We start from the raw sequence: 18,673 nt of genomic DNA, 5'->3' as shown, positions 1-18,673 counted from the left end.
TGCCGACCAGCCGCCGGCGGCTGGTGCAGCCGCGGCGTGCCGGTCACGACAGGATATCGACCTCGCTCACCATGCGCCAGTCGCGCTCGAGCGTTCGCACCGCGTGACCGGCGACAGTGACCGTGTCGCTCAGGTGAATGTCGCGGCTCGAGCTGCCAACCATCAGGTCGAAATCGCCCGGCTCGACGATGCGCTCCCCGCGGCCATCGGTGAAATTGAGCATGTCGACAGGAATGCGCACGCGCACCTGCGCGCACGCACCGGCCGCGAGCGGCACGCGCCGGAAAGCCTTCAGTTCGCGCACCGGGCGCGACGACGAGGCGAGCCGGTCGCGCACGTAAATCTGCACAGTCTCGCTGCCTTCGCGCGAACCGACGTTCTCGACCGTGAAGCTCAGCTCGATGGTCCCATCGCCGATCGGCACTTCACGCTGGGCGACATTGAGATCGCCGTAGCGGAACTGCGTGTAGCCAAGGCCGAAGCCGAACGGATAGCGGCAGCCAAAGTGGTAGGCGACCGGCGTACCGGCGCTCTTCAGTCGATGGTTGTACGTGTACGGCACGGCGCCCGCGCTCTTCGGCACCGACAACGGCAAGCGGCCGGAGAAATTCGCGCGGCCCACCAGCAGATCGGCGAGCGCTTCACCGCCTCGCTCGCCCGGCGCAAACGCCATGATCTGCGCCGCGATCCGGTCCTCCAGACCACCGAGGTTATACGGTCGCCCGCCCGTCATCACGACGACCGTCGGCGTGCCGCTATCGACCACGGCCGCGAGCAGCGCCTGCTGCACACCCGGCAGATCCAGGCTGTCGGTGTCGGAGCCTTCGCCGACCGTGCCGGACTGGAACAGCCCCGCCAGATCGCCGACGAAAACGATCGCCACACCCGCCTGCCGCGCGGCATCCACCGCCGCGGCGATGCGGCCGGTGTCGTGACTGATCAGTTCGTCGCGGTTCGCGACGGCCGTGGTGTCGAGCGACACGTCGCCGGGGAACACGGGTGCGCCTGCACGGCGCTCCGCGATGATGTCGCAGCCGTGCGCGTGAATCACCCGCTCGTCGCCGAGCAGTGCACGCAGCGCCCGCAGCGGCGTGCCCATCGTTGCACTCGACTGCTCGCCCGCATTGATCAGGTGGACCGGGAAACTGTAGCCGGCCAGCAGCGCCAATGGGTCGTCGGCGGTCGGTCCGATCACCGCAACCTTCGCCGGGCCTTTTGGATCCAGCGGCAACACGCCGCCTTCGTTGCGCAGGAGCACCGCCGATTCGAGCGCCACCTGATACGCCGTGTCGCCGGCGAACTCGCTTTTCACGTCCACGCGTTCCGGATCGACATACGGATTTTCGAACAGCCCAAGTCGGAACTTCGCGTTCAGCACTCTCGATACTGCCGTGTCGATCGTCGCTTCGCTGATCTCGCCGCGTCCGAGGGCTTCTTTCAGATGCAACGCGCACTCATGCCCTGGCAACTCGACGTCGAGTCCGGCATTGAACGCGAGCGCGGCGGCGGCCGCGCTGTCGCGCGCGACGGCATGGTGGCTGTAGAGCAGATCGACAGCGGCATAATCCGCGACGACCAGCCCGTCGAAACCCCACTTGTCGCGCAAGGTGTCCTGCAGCAACGTGCGGTCCGCATGACACGGCACACCGTCGATATCGTGATACGCAGGCATCACGGACCCTGCGTCCGCGAGCTTGACCGCCATCTCGAACGGCAGCATGAACACGTCATTGAGTTCGCGCGGACCGACATGCACCGGCGCGTGATTGCGGCCACCCTCGCTTGCCGAATGTCCGACGAAATGCTTGAGCGTCGCAAGCAGGTCGCGCCGTTCTCCCTGCAGCCCCTTCACGTAGTGACACGCGAGCACGCCGACCAGATACGGATCTTCGCCGAGCGTCTCCTCGGTGCGCCCCCAACGCGGGTCGCGCGACACGTCCAGCACCGGCGCGAGCCCCTGATGACAACCGATCGAGCGCGCCTGTTGGCCGATGATCTGCCCCACCTCTTCGACCAGCGCCGGGTTCCAGGTCGCTGCGTAGTTCAGCGGCGACGGGAACAGCGTGGCGTCCTTGATCATCAGGCCGACCAGACATTCTTCGTGGGACATCACCGGAATGCCGAGGCGCGTCTCCTCCACCATCTGCCGCTGCAACGCGTTGAGCGCACGCACACCTTCCTTCGGATCGACGGTATGCGTTCCGAGCGGACGCGTGATTTGCCCCAGCCCGTGCTGAAGAATCTTTTCCACCATCACGCCGTCTTCGCCATGCGCGAAATCCACGGTCCGCGCTTCGTGATTGCCGTCCGGCGACAGCCTCAGCCACGCAGCGTGCAACTGGGCAATCTTCTCATCCAGAGTCATGCGCGCCAGCAAATCGGCAACACGCTCGTGCACGGCAGCGTTGGGGTTGCGGTAGAGCGGGACTTCACTTTGGCGAAGCAACATCGAGAACTCCTTTTTATGATTCTGGTGTACGAAGCGCGTCTGGCGCACCGACAATTCCGTTTTTCGTCACAAGCGCAGGGAATGGCGTCGCGTCATCTGAATCGCGGCCCCGCGTTTTTATATTGCTTCCATCAATTCGGAGTCCTGTAAATTGACCAAATACCAGGAGAACTCGAAATGCGATGCTTCGATTTCGTGCCGAGACGGCGCTCGCCGTCGAAGGCACTCTGCCGGCGCAGCCTCGTCAGCAAAAACGCCACGATCAGTGCAGACGCGGCAGCGCGAAATCCTTGTCGTCGAACACGTGGCACGCGTGCGGCGCGAGTGTGAGCTCGATCCGGTCATCGCTCGTTACGCCGCCGTCGCCGGGCAATTTGGCAATCAGCGGATTGCCATCGCGGCTACCGCCGTCCAGATGGACGTAGCTGTGCTCGCCCATCCGCTCCACCAGACGCACCGCGCAACGTATCGTCTGAACGCCTGGTTGACCGGACGGCAGACCCAGATGTTCGGGCCGGATGCCGAGCGTGACGGCCGTGCCCACGCGCAGATTGCGGCCGTCGACTTGCGCACGCACGCGCTCGCCGCTGGTCAGTTCGACCTCGACACCCTGGTTGTCGATCGCCGTCACGACGCCCGGCAGGAAGTTCATCTTCGGCGAGCCGATGAAACCCGCGACGAAGCGGCTTTTCGGCCGGTGGTACAGATCGAGCGGCGCACCGATCTGCGCGATGCTGCCGTGCTTCTCCATTTCCGCACCGGCATGCAACAGCACGATCTTGTCCGCGAGCGCCATCGCTTCGATCTGGTCGTGCGTGACGTAAATCGCGCTCGCCTGGCGGAATTCGCGATGCAAGCGGGCAATCTCGATGCGAGTCTGTACGCGCAGCGCCGCATCGAGATTCGACAACGGTTCGTCGAACAGGAACACGCCCGGTTCGCGCACGATGGCACGGCCGATCGCGACACGCTGGCGCTGACCGCCCGACAATGCGGCCGGCTTGCGATCGAGATAGGTGTCTAGCTGCAGCGCGGTGGCCGCGCGGCGCACCTTCTCGTCGATGATGTTCTTGTCGAGCTTGGCCTGACGCAGACCAAAGGCCATGTTCTCGTACACGCTCATGTGCGGATACAGCGCGTAGTTCTGGAACACCATCGCCACGCGGCGCGCCGCGGGCGCGACCTCGTTCATGCGGCGTCCGTCGATCTGGAGTTCACCGCTGGTGATGTGCTCGAGGCCCGCCACCATACGCAGCAGCGTCGACTTGCCGCAGCCCGACGGGCCGAGGAATACGCAGAATTCGTGACGACCGATCTCGAGGTTCACATTACGGATGACCGGTTCGAGGTTGCCATAGGCCTTGTCGACCTGGCTCAGGCTAATACTTGCCATGACTTTTTCAATCCTTGATTGCAGCGGTATCTACCGCCCGGAAAACGTTTCGGTGACGCCGTCTCGTCAGCCCTTGAGGGAACCGGCCATCATCCCCTTGATCACGCGCTCCTGACCGAACGCGTAGGCAACAATCAGCGGCAACGACGTGAGCACGAGGACAGCCAGCATCGAGGGAATGTTCGACGCGTATTGCCCCATGAAGTCCCAGATCGCCAGCGGCAGCGTACGGTGCTCGGACGTCGACGTGAGCATGTACGCGAAGATGAACTCGTTCCACAGACCAATGCCGTTGAAGATAGCCACAGTGGCGAGCCCCGGTCCCGAGAGCGGGAAGAAAATACGCCAGAAAATGCGGAACGGGCTGCAGCCGTCGAGCTGCGCTGCCTCTTCAAGTTCGCGCGGAATCTGGCGCATAAACTCGGTCAGAATAAAGATCGACACCGGCAGACTGAGCGCCACGTACGGGCCGAACAGCGCGAACGGCGTATCGTAAAGACCGAGGTTACGCGTGAGCAGATAGATCGGCACGAGCGTCGCGTGCAGCGGCACGATCATGCCGGCGACCACGAGACCGAAGAGCATCTTGTTCAGCGCGAAACGCATGCGCGCGAACACATACGCCGCCATCGCACTGATGACGACGATCAGCACCACCGAAATGCCCACCGTGAACATGCTGTTACGGAAATACGTAAAGAACGGCCCCCGCAGAACAGCCGAATAATTGCCCCAATACAGGTGACTCGGCGGCGCCCACACGGACGTCGCGAAGGTCTCCTCCTGGCTCTTGAAGCTCGACGCGACCATGAAGATAAACGGGATCGTCGTGACAGCCAGCCAGATCAGCGCCAGCAGAGGAATCCCCACGCGCGGGAAGCGAAACGTCTTGTTCATGGTTCAGACCTCGGTTGCAAATCGGCGGGTGAAGTACATCGACACCGCCGCCACCGTGATAACGATGAGAAACATCGCCGAGCCGATGGTGCTGCCGTAGCCGAGCTGGAACGAACTAAACACCGTGCGATACATGTAGGTGGCCATCACCTCGGACGAGCCCTCGGGGCCGCCGCCGGTCATGACAAAGACGAGATCGAAGTAACGCAGCGATCCGAGCACGGACAGGAGCACAGCCGTGCGGACCGTGCCTTGCAGGTGCGGCAGCTTGATGCGCCAGAAGATGGTCCACTCGGAGGCGCCGTCGAGGAGGGCAGCCTCGTTGACCTCGGCCGGCATCGATGAGAGGCCAGCGAGGAACAGAATCATGTAGAAAGGCGCGTTCTGCCAGATGATCACGGCGATTGTCGCACCCAGCGACAATTGCGGGTCGCCCAGCCAGTCCCTCGCGAGATTGCCGAGGCCGAATGCCTGCAGCGCGACGTTGAGCGGACCGAAATTCGGATCGTAGATTTGCTTGAACAGCACGCCGATCGCCACGCTCGACATGAGCAGCGGCAGAAAATAGAGAACCTTGAGCACGCGCGAGCCACGGCCGGCCTTCTCCAGCAGCACCGCGAGCGCGAGCGCGATCGGAAGCTGGATGACGATCGACGCGACAGCGAGAATCACGTTGTTCTTGAGCGATTGCCAGAACACCGCGTCGTGGGCGAGTTGGACCCAGTTCGAGAGCCCGATATAACGGGCGGTGTTGCCAAGGCCATTCCAGTTGAGCAGCGACAGCTGCAGGCTGGAGATGAGCGGATAAAGCAGGAATACAGCCAGCAGCAGCAGCGACGGCGCGAGAAACACGACTGCGACGAGCGTTTGCGATGAGAGGCGCAGCCGGCGTTCAGGTGTAGCGGAAAGTGCGATATTCACGAGCTTGTATGCCGACCGGCACCTTGCGATGCCGGCCGGACTTTCCATTAGGACTGGGGGATTAACTGCCCTTCTTGAAAGCGGCTTCCATTTGTTGCGCAGCAGCTTCAGGCGTCACCGACAGACCGAACAGCTGTTGGGTCGTGTCCTTGTGCAGTTCGCCGAGTGCCGGCGGCAGAACCTGGTCATACCAGAGCTGCACGCTCGGTGCAGCCGCGAGCATAGTCTGCAGACGCTGAAGGAACGGATCGTCGATCTTGACCTTGTTGACCGGCGGAACCTTGTGGTCGCTCACGCGATCCTGCATTGCCTGGTCGTCGGTCAGTGCCTGGATCAGCTTGAACGCTGCGTCCGGCGTCTTGCACTCGGTCGAGATGCTCAGGAAGCCATCGCCAACCGTGCCGATCAGGTCACGCGGATCACCCTTGCCGCCCGGCACGCTCGGGAACGGGAAGAAGTCGAGGTCCTTCGAGAAGGCCGGAGCTTCGTTCGCGATCGTCGAAGCTTCCCAGGCACCCATCAGCTCCATTGCAGCCTTGCCCGAGTACAGCAGACGGCGCGAAGCGCCCGAGTCGTAATCCAGACCGTTGATGCCCGGTGCGAATGCGCCAGCCTTCACGAGTTCCTGGACGCGCTTGCCAGCTTCGATGAACGCCGGGTCTTCGAAGCCCTTGCCCTTGCCTTCCACCGCGTCCTTCATGACTTGCGGACCACCGATACGGTCGACGAGGTACATGTAGTACATCGAGCCGGTCCACTTGTTCTTGTTCGCGAGCGAGAACGCAGCGACGTCGTGCGACTTCAGCACGGCAACGACGTGCATCAGTTCGTCCCACGTCTTCGGCGGCGTGATGCCGTACTTCTTGAAGACTTCCTTGTTATAGAAGATCACCGCGGCCGCTGCGTTTTCAGCAGCAACACCGTAGGTCTTGCCGTTGAACGTCACGACATTCCACGACGATTGCATGAAGCGGCCGCGATACGCCGGATCCTTGTTCAGGTACGGCGTGAGGTCGACGATCTGACCTGACTTCACGTACTCGTGCAGGCCGCCACCGCCCCAGTTCTCGAACACGCACGGCGGCTGGTTCGCGCCGAAGGCCACCTTCAGCTTGGTCTTGTACGACTCGTTCAGAACGTGCGAATCCTCGACCTTGTAGCCGGGATTCTGTTGCTCGAAGCGGTCTGCGGCATCCCGCAGCACCTTGCTCGACGTGACGTTGGTCTGCTGATCCCACTCAGTAATCGCCTTGCTCGATTGAGCGAATGCACCTGTCGATACAACTGCCGACAGCGAGCATACGAGCGCCGTGGCGCTAACAATTGACCGCGCTTTAAAAAAAGCCGGGTACGCCATGTTTGTGTCCCCTCTCTCGTGAATATTTTGAATACCAACAGAACCGGTAACGTTAGCCTTAACGTTAGCGAATGTTAGACCTGGGTACGAACGCGCGCTATGCGGGATTTTACCTGGTTATCCGCTGCGGACGTTGCATCCGGCATACAAGCGACCCCGCTGACAGGGGGTACAACCGCGGCGAGCTCCGGTGGGCATGGTAGAATAGTCGTCATATAAACGGTATCGCTAACGTTGGCGGCGAGTCCAACTTTGACATGACCTCTCGTAATCCCCCCACTCGGATGGCAAAGCAGACCCCTACGCTCGAGCACGTTGCCAAGCTGGCCGGCGTGTCCCAGATGACCGCTTCGCGCGCGCTCAACGGCCGTCCCGGTGTGTCGCGCGAGACCCGCGACAAAGTGCTGAGAATCGCGTCGGACATCGGCTACGTCGTCAACCGTACCGCGCAGAAACTGTCTGGGGGGCGCAACGGGATCATCGGCATCATCACGCCGACCCTCGATACCCAGTTCTCCAGCGAGCTGATTCTCGGCGCGGGTCGTGCAACGCGCGGCGCGGGCTGTGAAATGCTGGTCTACACGGTATTCGACGAGGACCGCGACACGCATCACGATCTGCTCGGACTGATCCAGCAGTTCTCGGATGGGATCCTCGCGATCCTGCCGCGCGAATCGCTCTGTCTCGAAGCGCTGGCGACCGCCAAGGTGCCGGTGGTCGTCGTCGATCAGCGCGGCACGCTGACCGGCTTTCCGTCGGTGTCGGTCGATAACTACGGCGGCGCCTGTCTCGCGGTCGAGCATCTCGCGCAACTCGGCCACAAGCGCATCGCGTTTCTCGCGGGTGATGAAACGATCGAAGGCGTGCGCGACCGGCAGCGCGGCTACCACGACACGCTGGCCCGCCTTGGGCTGCCGCGCGAAGATTCGCTGGTCGCGGCCGGCGATCTCTCGCAGATGATGGCGTTCGATGTCACCTTCGATCTGCTCAATCTCGCTGAACCGCCCACCGCGATCTTTACGGCCAACGATCAGAGCGCGTTCGGCGTAATCGCCGCGATCAGGGAAGCGGGCTTGCGCGTGCCGGGCGACATCTCGGTGATCGGCTTCGACGACATCCCGATGGCCGAGCAATTCCATCCGGCCCTCACGACGATCCGCCAGCCGTTCCAGCAAATGGCGCGCTCGGCGGTCAACACGCTGCTCGCGCAGATCGCCGGCATCGATGCCGCGTCGCAGCGCATCACGCTGCCGGCGGAACTGGTCGTGCGCGACTCCACCGGACCAGTCCGGACGAAGCAGCGCCGCGCACGTCACCAGATCGTTTCCACGTAAGTCGACGCGCGCACCTTCGCATCCGACGTGACGAGCGCGCCGCCGAAAGTGCGAGCGGTGGCGACGATCAACCGTTGGTGGGAAGTGAGCGCGGGTGGCAGCGTGGCCGCGCGAAGCGCGATCTCGGTATCGACCGGGACCATCCGCACACCGTCCATCGACACGAAGGTCGACAGCCAGCTGCGTGCGTCCATCGACAGACCCAGACGGCCGTCCTTGACGAAGTCCGCAATTTCGAGCGCACTGATCGCCGAAATCAGGATTTCACCGCCGTCCAGTTCCCGATCGATCGCGTCGTGTGCGGCCTGACTCAATGCCTTCTGCCTGCCTAGCCAGCACACCAGTGCAAGCGTATCGAGCGTGATCATTGCTCTTCCTGCTCCAGAGCAACCTCCTCGGGCGCGTGCTTCACATTGCAATGCACGATCGAAGCACGCAACAGCTCGAGCGGATTCTCGCGCTTGCTGCGGTATGGCCGGATTTCGATGGTGGGTTGCCCGCGATCGGTGACGACCACGGTCTCACCTAGCATCTCGACCTGACGGAACAGTTCGCAGGCCCTGGACTTGAAAATGGCTTTCGAAACTCTCTTTTCCATTGCGATCTCCACCCAAACAATTCATACAGCTATTATTTTGATTCGTGCCGCAACGCTGATGGTTCGCGGCCGATCTTCGTTATCAACCTTCAAACTACGGCATGGAAGCGCTCTCAGGCTCCAGTGCGTTCAAACCCGCGCCGCCGAGGCGCGTATAGGGAAATGATATTTGCCCTCGCGGTGAACATTTGAGTGAAAACAGCGTGGTGAACGTTACCCTTAACGTTAGCCGATGTTAATGGCGCGGATCGGCCATCGCCATGCGGAGTTTACCTGGTCTTTCAGCCCTGCATCTTTCGGCCGGTTACGCGCGCACAGCGTCTTCATGTAAGACGATAAGGCTAACGTTGCCGACGCGCCTACTACGACGCCACGCGCCAGTTCGGCGTCGCGCATGACTGCGCAGCCGGCGCGGAGGAACGTCGCCCCTCGACGCTTGCCGACGCAATCATTGATCTTCCTGCTCCAGTGGAAGCGGCCGGGACGCGCGCTTCACATCGAAATGCACGATCGAAGCACGCAACCGTTCGAGGGGACTCTCGCGCTTGCCGCGGTAAGGCCGGATTTCGACGGTGGGTTGCCCGCGATCCGTGACGACCAAAGTCTCGCCCAGCATTTCGACGTGCCGGAACAGCTCGCATGCCTTGGACTTGAAGGTGGCTTTCGATACTCTCTTTTCCATGCGCTCTCACCCACGACAGTTGATACGGCGATTCCCTGAATCGGGCCGGGACGGCTGGGCCTCACGGCCCGACATTCGCTACCCGTGTTGTCAGACCGCTGCCTGCGCGCGCGCTCCCACTTCAGTGCGCTCGAACGGCACCGCGGCGCCGTGTGCATCGAACAACATGACCGCCGACGACGCCACCTCGATGCCAATGCGTGCGCCAACCGGATGTTGCGCGTCCTGCTTGTCGAGCTTGATTGAAACCGCCTGGCCGACGCCGTCGAGTTGCGCATGCATGATCGACACGTCGCCGAGATGCTCGACCAGCTCGACGCGAGCGCAGAGCCCTTCGGCCTGCACACTGATGCCGAGATGCTCGGCACGCACGCCGAGTGTCAACGGGCCCTCGATCGGGCGCGCCGGCCGGCCGGGCAGCGCAATGTGGCCACTGCCGCCGGTGAGCGCGATGACCGTGTGCGTTTCGTTGTGCGAGACCAGCGTGGCCGGCAGCATGTTCATTTGCGGCGAGCCGATGAAGGCGCCGACGAAACGGTTCGCCGGGCGCTCGTACAGATCGAGCGGCGCACCCATCTGCTCGATCTTGCCTTTGTTGAACACGACGATTTGTTCGCCGAGCGTCATGGCCTCGACCTGATCGTGCGTCACGTAGATCATCGTCGTGCCGAGTTCGCGATGCAGCTTCGCCAGTTCGATTCGCATCTGCACGCGCAGCGACGCGTCGAGATTCGATAGCGGTTCGTCGAACAGGAATACGCGCGGCTTGCGCACGATCGCCCGCCCTATCGCAACGCGCTGCCGCTGGCCGCCCGAAAGCGCCTTCGGTTTGCGCTCGAGCAGATGGCTGATCTGCAGAATCTCGGCGGCCCGTCCAACCGATTCGCGGACCTCCTGCTTCGATTTGCCCGATAGCTTCAGCGAAAAGCCCATGTTTTCCGCCACGCTCATGTGTGGATACAGCGCGTAGCTCTGGAATACCATCGAAATGCCGCGGTCTGCGGGCTGCAGGTCGTTCACGCGCACGCCGTCGATCAGAATATCGCCGCCGCTCGCCGACTCGAGTCCCGCGATCATGCGCAGCATGGTCGACTTTCCGCAACCCGACGGCCCCACGAACACTGTGAACTGACCGTCCGGAATGTGCAGATCGATGCCTTGTATGATCTGCGGCCCTTCACCATACGTCTTTGCGACGTTGCACAATACGAGTTCGCCCATTGTTACGTTCTCCTGAATCCTGATGCCTGCTGTCCCGCACGGCATTTGCACTGCAAGTGCGCCACGCGGGCCGAGGTCCGGTTGACGTCGCGCTAGAGCGGCAACGCCACACCGGTATGCTGCGCAATCACGTCCCCATACCAATACGCGCTGTCCTTCGGCGTACGCTGCTGGGTCGCGTAATCGACATACACCATGCCGAAGCGTTTGTCGTACCCGGACGCCCATTCGAAGTTGTCCATCAGGCTCCACGCGAAATAGCCCGCCACGTCGACACCTTTTTGCGCCGCATCCGACAACGCGGCCAGATGCAGATCGAAAAAGCTGATGCGGTCGTTATCGCGCACCCGTCCGTCGACCAGCACGTCCTTCGAGGCGCGGCCGTTCTCCGTGATGTAGATCGGCGGCAGGGTGTAGTCGGCGTTCAGTCGGGTCAGCAATTCGGTCAGGCCCTGCGGATAGACTTCCCAATCCATATCCGTGAAGCCGAGCACGCCCGGCGGGCGTTTCTCGCCGGAAGCGCTCGCAAAGATCCGCGTGTAGTAGTTGATGCCGAGAAAGTCCATCGGCGCGCCGATGATGTCGAAGTCGCCGTCGCGAATCACCTCTTGCGGGCCATTCTCGCCATACCACTGCAGCACCTCTGCCGGATATTCGCCCTTGAAGAGCGGGTCCATATACCAGCGCACGAACTTCGCGTATTCGAGCGACGCGGCGTTCTGATCTTCGCGCGAATCGGTTGTGCCATCGGCCGGCGACTGGTTAAGCACGATGCCAAGCGGCGCCTTAACGCCGTCGGCGCGCAGCGCCTGCAGCGCAAGACCATGCGAAAGCAGCAAATGATGCGATGCGTGAGCCGCTTTCTTCAGGCTTGCATTGCCCGGCGCGAAATAGCCGGTCGCATTGCCGAGCCACGCGGTGCACCACGGTTCGTTGTGAGTGGCGATCGACGCCACGCGATCGCCGAGCACACTGCCGATCTTTCGCGCGTAGTCGGCGAAGCGGTAGGCCGTGTCGCGGTTTTCCCAACCGTTTTGCGTCTCTTGCAGCGCGAGCGGCAGATCCCAGTGATACAGCGTGGCAAACGGCTGCATGCCGCGTGTCAGCAAACCATCGACCAGGCGTTCGTAGAATGCGATGCCTTTTTCGTTGAATGCGCCGCGGCCATCCGGCTGAACGCGCGGCCATGCGATCGAGAAACGATAGGCCTTGATGCCGAGTTCGGCCATCAAGTCGAGATCCTGTTCGAGACGGTGATAGTGATCGCATGCGACGTCGCCGTTTTCGCCGTTCGCGACCTTGCCGGGTACGCTGCAGAACGCGTCCCAGATCGACGGGCCGCGGCCGTCTTCATGCGCTGCACCTTCGATCTGGTACGAGCTGGTCGCTACGCCCCAGACGAAGTCCTTTTTGAATCGATATGTCGACATGGATGATGTTGTCCTGTTTAGTCTGCCCGCAAGGGCGTGAAATCGATGGAATGCAACCGGATCAGGTTTTGACCGCGCCGGTCGTGAGACCGTCGATCAGCCGCCGGGAAGTGAACGCGAACAGCACCAGCAGTGGCAGCACCGCGACCGCGGAGCCCGCCATCACCGCGCCCCAATCCGAATTGGTCGGACTCTGCAGAATGCGCAGCGCGAGGGGCAGCGTGTACATCGACGGCGAACGCAGCACGACGAGTGCCGACAGAAAATTGTTCCAGGCCTGAATGAAGCTGATCAGACCCAGCGTGCCCAATGCCGGCCCCAGCAGCGGCATCGCGATGCTCCAGTAGATGCGGAATTCGCCGCAGCCGTCGATGCGCGCCGCCTCGATCAGATCGGACGGAATCGCAGACGAAACGTACTGACGCATCAGGAACACACCGAGCGCGGCGGCGGCACCTGGCACGTACAGCGCGCGTGGCTGATTGATCCACCCCAGCAGGTTCATCGTCATGAAGGTCGGAATCATGCTGAGGAACGGCGGCACCAGCATCGCCGTCAGCGCGATCGCGAACAACGTCTTCTTGAAGCGGAACTCGTACATCGCAAACGCGTAGCCCGCCATCGACGTGACCAGCAGCGTCAGCAAGGTCTGCAGCGTCGCCGTGTAGAAACTCCAGCCGAGATTGCGCCAGAACGGGATATGCCGCATCAGCGATGCCATGTTGTCGAGAAACGCGCTGCCGAACCACAGCGGCGGCGGCATCGAGAAGATCTCGGAACTGGTGTGCGTCGCGAATACGAACATGAAATAGAACGGCGAGAACATCAGCAGCGCGCCCGCCAGCACAATCGCATAGCCGGTATAGCGGGCCTTGTGGTTCGACAATTTCATTACCGTGCCTCCTCATTCATGCCGCTGCGATGGAATAAGCATGTGTTCAGCCACATCAGCGCGGCGATCGAAATAAACAGCAGCCACGCAATCGAACTCGCGGTGCCGAAATCGCCGTCGTGGAAAGCCGTTCGGTACATGTAGACGGCGGTGGTCAAACCCGACTGGCTGGTACCCATTCCATCGTTCGGCAGCAGAATGAACGGCTCTTCGAACAATTGCAGACCGCCGATGATGGACAGCGTCACCGCGAAGAAAATCATCGGTTTGATGAGCGGGATCGTGATGCGCGTGAACTGCTGCCAGCCGTTGGCACCGTCGATTCTCGCGGCCTCGTACAGATCCTTCGGAATGGATTGCAGCGCGGACAGATAGAGCACCGTATTCCAGCCGACATAACGCCAGAAGATCACCACCGACACCGCTGGCTTGACGTTGGCCGGGTTGTACAGCCACTCGATCGGATGAGCCGGCACGAGCCAGTGCAGGCCCGGCAGCTTGCCGATCGCGGCAATGGCCAGATTGATCATGCCGAAGTCCGTCGAGTACAGCGACGAGAAGATCAATGCGATCGCGACGCTCGACGTGATGAACGGCAGAAAGTAAAGACCGACGACGAAATTGCGCCAGCGGCGAAATGCCGTCTGCAGGAAGAACGCGAGCGGCAATGCGACGAGATGTTGCGGCACGCCGGACATGACCGCCATCGACGCCGTGTTATAGAGGGACTTCCAGAACCACGGGTCGGTCAGTGTGAACGTGAAGTTCGACAGGCCCACCCACTTCATGCTGGCGAGTCCCGCGGTCGCGTCCCAGCTCTGGAACGACAGGTATAGCGAGAACAGCAGCGGAAAGGCAATGAACAAAGCGAACAACAGGAAAAACGGACCGAGAAACAGATACGGTGCGATCTTCACTGGGTTGATCAGCGATTTTCTGCGAGGTGCCGTCAGCGTCGGCAGCACATCGCGCGCGCGCCCCTCACGGGCGTCCGATTCGGGTGTGGGCAGCGAAACGTTCATCAGGAACTCCGTCCAGTCGTGCGTAGCCGGCAACTGGCACCGGCTACGCTATTGCAAACTTCAGTACGGCGCGGGCCGCGCCGTACTCTTTTCATCAACGCCGGACGCGATGCGCGATCTGGTCCTGCGCTTCCTTAAGCGCCGTCTCGATGTCCTCGTTGTTGTCGACCACCTTGTCGAGCGCCGAATGGACCGCTTCCTCGGCGACCTGGTCGTACTTGCTGCGCTGAATCGCCGGAATGTGGCTCGCGGCATCGCGCCAGATCAGACGCGCCTTTTCATCGCCAAGGAACGACACGGGCTCAGCAAAGAAGCCGTCGTTCTGCGCGGACAGCAGTGCGGGGAACGCATCGATCGAGCGGAACGAAGCGAGCTGGGTGTCCTGGCGGGTCGTCAGGAACTTGATGAACTCCCACGACATCGGCTTCTGGGCCGCCTTCACCGGAATCGAATAGAACGTGCCGCCGAAAGACGCGTACGCGTCGTTCGGCAGGTTGGCCGCGCGCCACAAGCCTTTCGTGTCCGGCGCGATCCACGACGAGAGGTGACCGCCCAGCCACGCACCCATCATCTGCGTCGAGATGGTGCCGCGCTTGAAACCCTCGGCCCATTCGTTCGACCACGGCGAGATCTTCGCGTCGAGGCCCAGATCACGCGCCTTCTTCGCGAGCCGGAACGCGTTCACGAAACGCGCCGAGGTCACGACCGGATTGCCGGCCTTGTCGAAGTAGACGCCGTCGCCTTCCTTCAGGTCGGCGCGAATATAGATATCCTCGATATCGCGCGCCGAAGCCATCAGATAGGAGCCAGTTGCCTCCTTGATCTTCTGTCCGGCGGCCAGATACGAGTCCCATGATTTGGTCAGATCGGCTTCGGTGACGCTCGCCTTGTCGAGGATGTCCTTGCGATAGAACAGCGTGCCCGGTCCGATGTCCGCCGGCATGCCGACAATCGCGCCATCCTGCGTGGTCGCTTGCGCGAACGTATAGCGAATGAACTGGTTCTTGTATTGGCCCGCGTTGTACGGTGGCTTCGACAGATCCTCGAGACCGCCGCCCGCCGCGAACCGGCCGATAAAGCCGACTTCGACCGCCATCACGTCGGGCAGGTCGGAACTGGTGGCGAGTGCGGTCGTCATCGCGTTGTGGTGGTCGCCAATCGCCAGCGCCGACACCTTGATATCGACATCAGGATGCAGCTTTTTCCACGCGGGAATGGCATCCTTGATCTCTTGATCCAGCTTAGGGAACACCGCGACCGTCAACGTGGTGTTGGCATGGGCGGCGACCGCCGCGAAGCTGAGCAGGACTGCAGCGGCAGGACCTGAAAAGCGGAATTTCATTATTCGTCTCCTGTTGAACCGTTCGTGGATTGCGTTTCGATTGCGTCCGGTTACTTCCCGGTTACTTCTTGCTGCTTCGTCACTACTGTTTCCCTGCGACCTTGTTACCACTGTTTGAAACTCATGTTTGAAAGCGCTTTCACGTGATGACAAAAAAATGCCGCCTGCGGGCCGTGCCGCTCGGCTCCCCGATGACTAGGCACGCGAATCCTTTGGCGTAGATGTCGGCTCGTTGCGACGCGTGGTTTCGCGCGTCACCAGCGTGAGCGGAATCGGACTCAGCGCAATCGACGTCTTGCGGATCATCCGCACGATTCCCTGCGCCGCGAGCCGGCCGATTTCGTAAGTGGGCTGGCGGACCGTCGTCAACGGCGGCGTCATATACGACGACGTGGGCAGATCGTCGAAGCCCACCAGCGAAATATCGTCGGGCACGCGCAGCCCATGGCGAAACAGCGCGAGACGCGCGCCGTAGGCGGTCTGGTCGTTCGCACAGAAGACCGCGCTAAACGATAGGTCCCGCGTCAACAGTCGCTCCATGGCCGCCAGTCCGCCCGTCTCCAGATAGTCGCCCTGCTCGACGCGATCACGGTCAAAGCCGATGCCCGCTTCCTCGAGCGCCAACCGGTAGCCGTCCATCCGCTCGATGGCATCCTCGTGATTCGGCGGTCCCGCGATGAAAACGATCTCGCGATGACCCTGCTCGATCAGGTGGCGGGTAGCATCACGCGCACCTTGCAGGTTGTCGATCGGCAAGCCCACGAGGGACCCAGTGTTTTGCACGGAGCGCCCAAGCACGAGCAACGGCGCATGCCGTGAATACTCGATGAGCGACGGCTCGTCGAGTTGGGCATGCAACAGGATGATCCCGTCGACCCGGCGCGCAATGAATTCCTCCATGCGCGACTTTTCGTCGTTGACGTTCCAGCGGCTGCTGACAAAGAGCGCCGTAAAACCCGGCTCCAAAAGCCCGTCTTCGATACCACGCAGCCACTCCGCGTAAAACGGACTGGACACCGTTTGCGTCAACACGCCGATGGTGTTGGTTTTGCCGCTCGCCAGGCTGCGGGCCAGCACGTTCGGCCGATAGTTGAACCGCGCGATCGCCTCCTCCACTGCCCGCCGCTTCTCAGGCAGCACCCGCGCCGATCCATTCAGGATGCGCGACACGGTGCTGGGGGAAACGCCGGCTGCCCGCGCGATTTCCTCGAGTGTCACATTGGGTGGATTGGTGCCATCGTCGGTCATGGTCTGCGTCAATACTTTCTTGAAAGCACTTTCAAAAATGTGTAAGTCAAATGCCGTGCTGCATGAAGTCCGGAATTAGCAGCTGAAAAAGCAGCCAGTGCGACGAGGGTGGAGGAGGCGTCGCACCGGCCTCTCTATGAAAGAGAATTAAGCAGTACCAAAGCTACGGAGATCACTACGATTGCTGGTTAAACCAACCCCGGCTCAGAACATCGTCATGATGCCGGCGAACACACCCGTCTGGCTCTGACCGTAGTTCGGGTTGCTGTTAGACGACGTGCCAGTCACCGGGTTGAAGTTGTTGTTGCCGTACGAGCCATTGCCCAAGTTGATATTCGAAGTCGAGCTGTTGTGGACGTAGCCCGCTTCCATATAGACGAAGGTCCGCTTGGACAGCGCATACGTCGCCGCGAGCGTGAACAGCGTCGCGTTGCCGTTGCCATGGTTCGCGTTCGCGTGGTAGACCGCGCCGGTGACAGCCGTGGCATTGGTCGCCTGCCACTCGGCACCGAACCATTCGTGATCGACCGTGGTCGGTGCGCTCACACCGGCCGGTTGCGATGCGTCGGTGACGCCCATGCTCGCGTTGGTCGCGCTAGGTGCGCTCATGTGCTGGTAACCAGCGTAAAGCCGCACCGGACCGATGTTATAGGTACCGCCAGCGAGAACCATACGGGAAGCCGAGTAGACGTTGTTGAACGAACCGTCGGCACCGCGGACCTCGTCATAGATCACGCGAAAATCGCCACCGCCCCACGTGTAAATACCTTCGACCGCATTGGTACGGCCTTGGCCGGTGGGAACACCTGCAGAGTTGACTGGCGCCGAGTTCCAATGGGTGTTGTTGGTGAGCGAATATTGTCCCTTGAGGACGAGGCCACCGAACAGAACCGGCGAGTTATATTCCGCGCCGTTGCTGGTGCTCGTCCAGTTACGGCCGCGCACCAGCGTCGAGATTGCGTAGCGCTGCATCAACTGCGGGTCCGTGCCCCAGCTGTCCTGCGCCAGTTCACCCGCGCCAAGATTACCGATCTTGAAGAGACCGAACTTGTCGTTGGTGACCCCGATGGTTGCGTGACGGCCGAACAGGTTGCCGGCCGACGCGCCGGTCATCGTATTCAACTGCCCTTCCAGCTGGAAGACCGATTTCGTGCCGCCGCCCAGATCTTCAGAGCCCTGCAGCCCGAACCACGAGCAACCCCAGTCGCCGCTCTGGGCGCTCCACGCGTGCCCGCCCGGAAGGCCGGTCTCGTATTGGATGCCGTTGTCGATACGACCGTATAGTGTGACGCTGCTCTGCGCATGGGCCATCGTCGCAGCTGCCATCATGGACAAAGCAAAGACTTCTTTTTTCATTAGATATCCTATATAGAGTTTGGCGTCTCCAAGCCGCTCGGGGTGTTCGTTGCGTCGCACGCCCCCCGCTTCGCTGAAATGCCCGCTACACATTTCGAGGCGATTATAGAGATGGGTTTTGCGCTACGTATCGATCTCGTGTGTCAGGGAAAACGCTGCTGCTGAAAGCGCTTGCACGCGATTCAATGGCGAAGTAGCACACGCTTTGTGACCATCACGTTGTGGTCATCTTCCTGGGAGATCCGTTTGAGTCCATGCGCATAAAAACAGCAAAGACGCCCGCATTGCCTCGATGCGGGTTCGCAAGACGCGAGGAGTCGGTCGAATGACGGTGCAAAACCGATTTTGATGTTGCACAGATGCAACGAGCCGAAATGCCCAGTTTCTGAGCCAGGCCCTCACTCGCTGCCAGCACGCGCCGAAATTCCGGACTATCATCAATTCATACGACGCGGCGAAGCAAGCCGCGCTCGGACACGACGACCACTCAAGCATTTTTGCCGGGCGATTGCAAGGCGGCCCACTGTTCCG

General features: G+C 61.5%; 16 protein-coding genes. 1 reads left to right on the top strand and 15 read right to left on the bottom strand.

All coding sequences use genetic code 11. The annotated features are described in order from the left end of the window. Positions 1-43: 43 nt before the first annotated feature. The 5 genes from B0G77_RS42765 to B0G77_RS42745 all read right to left on the bottom strand — a co-directional run bounded on the left by B0G77_RS42765 (position 44) and on the right by B0G77_RS42745 (position 7,017). Positions 44-2,449: a glycoside hydrolase family 3 N-terminal domain-containing protein gene (locus tag B0G77_RS42765; protein WP_133667879.1), complete on the bottom strand. Its 2,406-nt coding sequence runs from the start codon at positions 2,447-2,449 to the stop codon at positions 44-46. A gap of 262 nt (positions 2,450-2,711) precedes the next feature. Beyond that, a complete protein-coding gene (gene ugpC, locus B0G77_RS42760) occupies positions 2,712-3,842 on the bottom strand; it encodes a sn-glycerol-3-phosphate ABC transporter ATP-binding protein UgpC (RefSeq protein ID WP_133667878.1) in 1,131 nt (376 codons plus the stop codon). A gap of 66 nt (positions 3,843-3,908) precedes the next feature. After that, positions 3,909-4,739, bottom strand: a complete 831-nt coding sequence (locus B0G77_RS42755; protein ID WP_133667877.1) for a carbohydrate ABC transporter permease — start codon at positions 4,737-4,739, stop codon at positions 3,909-3,911. A 3-nt stretch (positions 4,740-4,742) separates the two neighbouring features. Next, positions 4,743-5,660 carry a sugar ABC transporter permease gene (locus B0G77_RS42750; protein ID WP_243751537.1) on the bottom strand — a complete coding sequence of 306 codons (918 nt, stop codon included), beginning with the start codon at positions 5,658-5,660 and terminating at the stop codon, positions 4,743-4,745. A 61-nt stretch (positions 5,661-5,721) separates the two neighbouring features. Beyond that, complete coding sequence (locus tag B0G77_RS42745) at positions 5,722-7,017, bottom strand: extracellular solute-binding protein (protein ID WP_133667876.1); 1,296 nt, start codon at positions 7,015-7,017, stop codon at positions 5,722-5,724. A gap of 284 nt (positions 7,018-7,301) precedes the next feature. On the opposite strand from B0G77_RS42745, the gene B0G77_RS42740 reads away from it, so the two are divergent. Beyond that, positions 7,302-8,351, top strand: a complete 1,050-nt coding sequence (locus B0G77_RS42740; RefSeq protein WP_133667933.1) for a LacI family DNA-binding transcriptional regulator — start codon at positions 7,302-7,304, stop codon at positions 8,349-8,351. On the opposite strand, the gene B0G77_RS42735 is transcribed toward B0G77_RS42740, so the two are convergent. From B0G77_RS42735 to B0G77_RS42690, 10 genes are all read right to left on the bottom strand, one after another. After that, entirely contained in the window at positions 8,330-8,719 is a 390-nt protein-coding gene (locus B0G77_RS42735) for a type II toxin-antitoxin system VapC family toxin (protein ID WP_133667875.1), read from the bottom strand. The two genes, B0G77_RS42740 and B0G77_RS42735, sit on opposite strands and share 22 nt — an antisense overlap. Then, positions 8,716-8,949, bottom strand: a complete 234-nt coding sequence (locus tag B0G77_RS42730; RefSeq protein WP_133667874.1) for a type II toxin-antitoxin system Phd/YefM family antitoxin — start codon at positions 8,947-8,949, stop codon at positions 8,716-8,718. Before B0G77_RS42730 ends, B0G77_RS42735 begins: the two co-directional genes overlap by 4 nt. Before the next feature lie 448 nt (positions 8,950-9,397). Next, complete coding sequence (locus tag B0G77_RS42725) at positions 9,398-9,631, bottom strand: type II toxin-antitoxin system Phd/YefM family antitoxin (RefSeq protein WP_133667873.1); 234 nt, start codon at positions 9,629-9,631, stop codon at positions 9,398-9,400. 90 nt (positions 9,632-9,721) lie between these two features. After that, the gene (gene ugpC / locus B0G77_RS42720) at positions 9,722-10,852 is read right to left on the bottom strand and encodes a sn-glycerol-3-phosphate ABC transporter ATP-binding protein UgpC (RefSeq protein ID WP_133667872.1); all 1,131 of its coding nucleotides are present in this window, start codon (positions 10,850-10,852) and stop codon (positions 9,722-9,724) included. A 92-nt stretch (positions 10,853-10,944) separates the two neighbouring features. Beyond that, complete coding sequence (locus B0G77_RS42715) at positions 10,945-12,282, bottom strand: GH1 family beta-glucosidase (RefSeq protein WP_133667871.1); 1,338 nt, start codon at positions 12,280-12,282, stop codon at positions 10,945-10,947. A gap of 61 nt (positions 12,283-12,343) precedes the next feature. Continuing rightward, positions 12,344-13,174, bottom strand: coding sequence for a carbohydrate ABC transporter permease (locus tag B0G77_RS42710; protein WP_133667870.1), 831 nt, complete (start codon positions 13,172-13,174; stop codon positions 12,344-12,346). Further along, positions 13,174-14,196, bottom strand: a complete 1,023-nt coding sequence (locus B0G77_RS42705) for a sugar ABC transporter permease (protein WP_133667869.1) — start codon at positions 14,194-14,196, stop codon at positions 13,174-13,176. The genes B0G77_RS42710 and B0G77_RS42705 overlap by 1 nt, the downstream gene beginning before the upstream one ends. 94 nt (positions 14,197-14,290) lie before the next feature. After that, positions 14,291-15,538, bottom strand: coding sequence for an extracellular solute-binding protein (locus B0G77_RS42700; RefSeq protein WP_133667868.1), 1,248 nt, complete (start codon positions 15,536-15,538; stop codon positions 14,291-14,293). Positions 15,539-15,733: 195 nt separating this feature from the next. Continuing rightward, complete coding sequence (locus B0G77_RS42695) at positions 15,734-16,786, bottom strand: substrate-binding domain-containing protein (RefSeq protein ID WP_133667867.1); 1,053 nt, start codon at positions 16,784-16,786, stop codon at positions 15,734-15,736. Positions 16,787-16,990: 204 nt separating this feature from the next. Further along, positions 16,991-18,142 carry a porin gene (locus B0G77_RS42690; RefSeq protein WP_133667866.1) on the bottom strand — a complete coding sequence of 384 codons (1,152 nt, stop codon included), beginning with the start codon at positions 18,140-18,142 and terminating at the stop codon, positions 16,991-16,993. Positions 18,143-18,673: the final 531 nt, after the last annotated feature.

Origin of the sequence: Paraburkholderia sp. BL10I2N1 (assembly GCF_004361815.1) — a bacterium.
Taxonomy (GTDB): Bacteria; Pseudomonadota; Gammaproteobacteria; order Burkholderiales; family Burkholderiaceae; genus Paraburkholderia.
The sequence above is the reverse complement of the archived record's forward strand: the minus strand, read 5'-3'. Positions and strand labels throughout refer to the sequence as shown.

Coding starts and splice junctions, on each gene's coding strand:
- B0G77_RS42710 (WP_133667870.1), bottom strand. CDS start 13,174: ATGAAATTGTCGAACCACAAGGCCCGCTATACCGGCTATGCGATTGTG.
- B0G77_RS42740 (WP_133667933.1), top strand. CDS start 7,302: ATGGCAAAGCAGACCCCTACGCTCGAGCACGTTGCCAAGCTGGCCGGC.
- B0G77_RS42755 (WP_133667877.1), bottom strand. CDS start 4,739: ATGAACAAGACGTTTCGCTTCCCGCGCGTGGGGATTCCTCTGCTGGCG.
- B0G77_RS42730 (WP_133667874.1), bottom strand. CDS start 8,949: ATGGAAAAGAGAGTTTCGAAAGCCATTTTCAAGTCCAGGGCCTGCGAA.
- B0G77_RS42690 (WP_133667866.1), bottom strand. CDS start 18,142: ATGAAAAAAGAAGTCTTTGCTTTGTCCATGATGGCAGCTGCGACGATG.
- B0G77_RS42715 (WP_133667871.1), bottom strand. CDS start 12,282: ATGTCGACATATCGATTCAAAAAGGACTTCGTCTGGGGCGTAGCGACC.
- ugpC (WP_133667872.1), bottom strand. CDS start 10,852: ATGGGCGAACTCGTATTGTGCAACGTCGCAAAGACGTATGGTGAAGGG.
- B0G77_RS42765 (WP_133667879.1), bottom strand. CDS start 2,449: ATGTTGCTTCGCCAAAGTGAAGTCCCGCTCTACCGCAACCCCAACGCT.
- B0G77_RS42695 (WP_133667867.1), bottom strand. CDS start 16,786: ATGACCGACGATGGCACCAATCCACCCAATGTGACACTCGAGGAAATC.
- ugpC (WP_133667878.1), bottom strand. CDS start 3,842: ATGGCAAGTATTAGCCTGAGCCAGGTCGACAAGGCCTATGGCAACCTC.
- B0G77_RS42735 (WP_133667875.1), bottom strand. CDS start 8,719: ATGATCACGCTCGATACGCTTGCACTGGTGTGCTGGCTAGGCAGGCAG.
- B0G77_RS42700 (WP_133667868.1), bottom strand. CDS start 15,538: ATGAAATTCCGCTTTTCAGGTCCTGCCGCTGCAGTCCTGCTCAGCTTC.
- B0G77_RS42725 (WP_133667873.1), bottom strand. CDS start 9,631: ATGGAAAAGAGAGTATCGAAAGCCACCTTCAAGTCCAAGGCATGCGAG.
- B0G77_RS42745 (WP_133667876.1), bottom strand. CDS start 7,017: ATGGCGTACCCGGCTTTTTTTAAAGCGCGGTCAATTGTTAGCGCCACG.
- B0G77_RS42705 (WP_133667869.1), bottom strand. CDS start 14,196: ATGAACGTTTCGCTGCCCACACCCGAATCGGACGCCCGTGAGGGGCGC.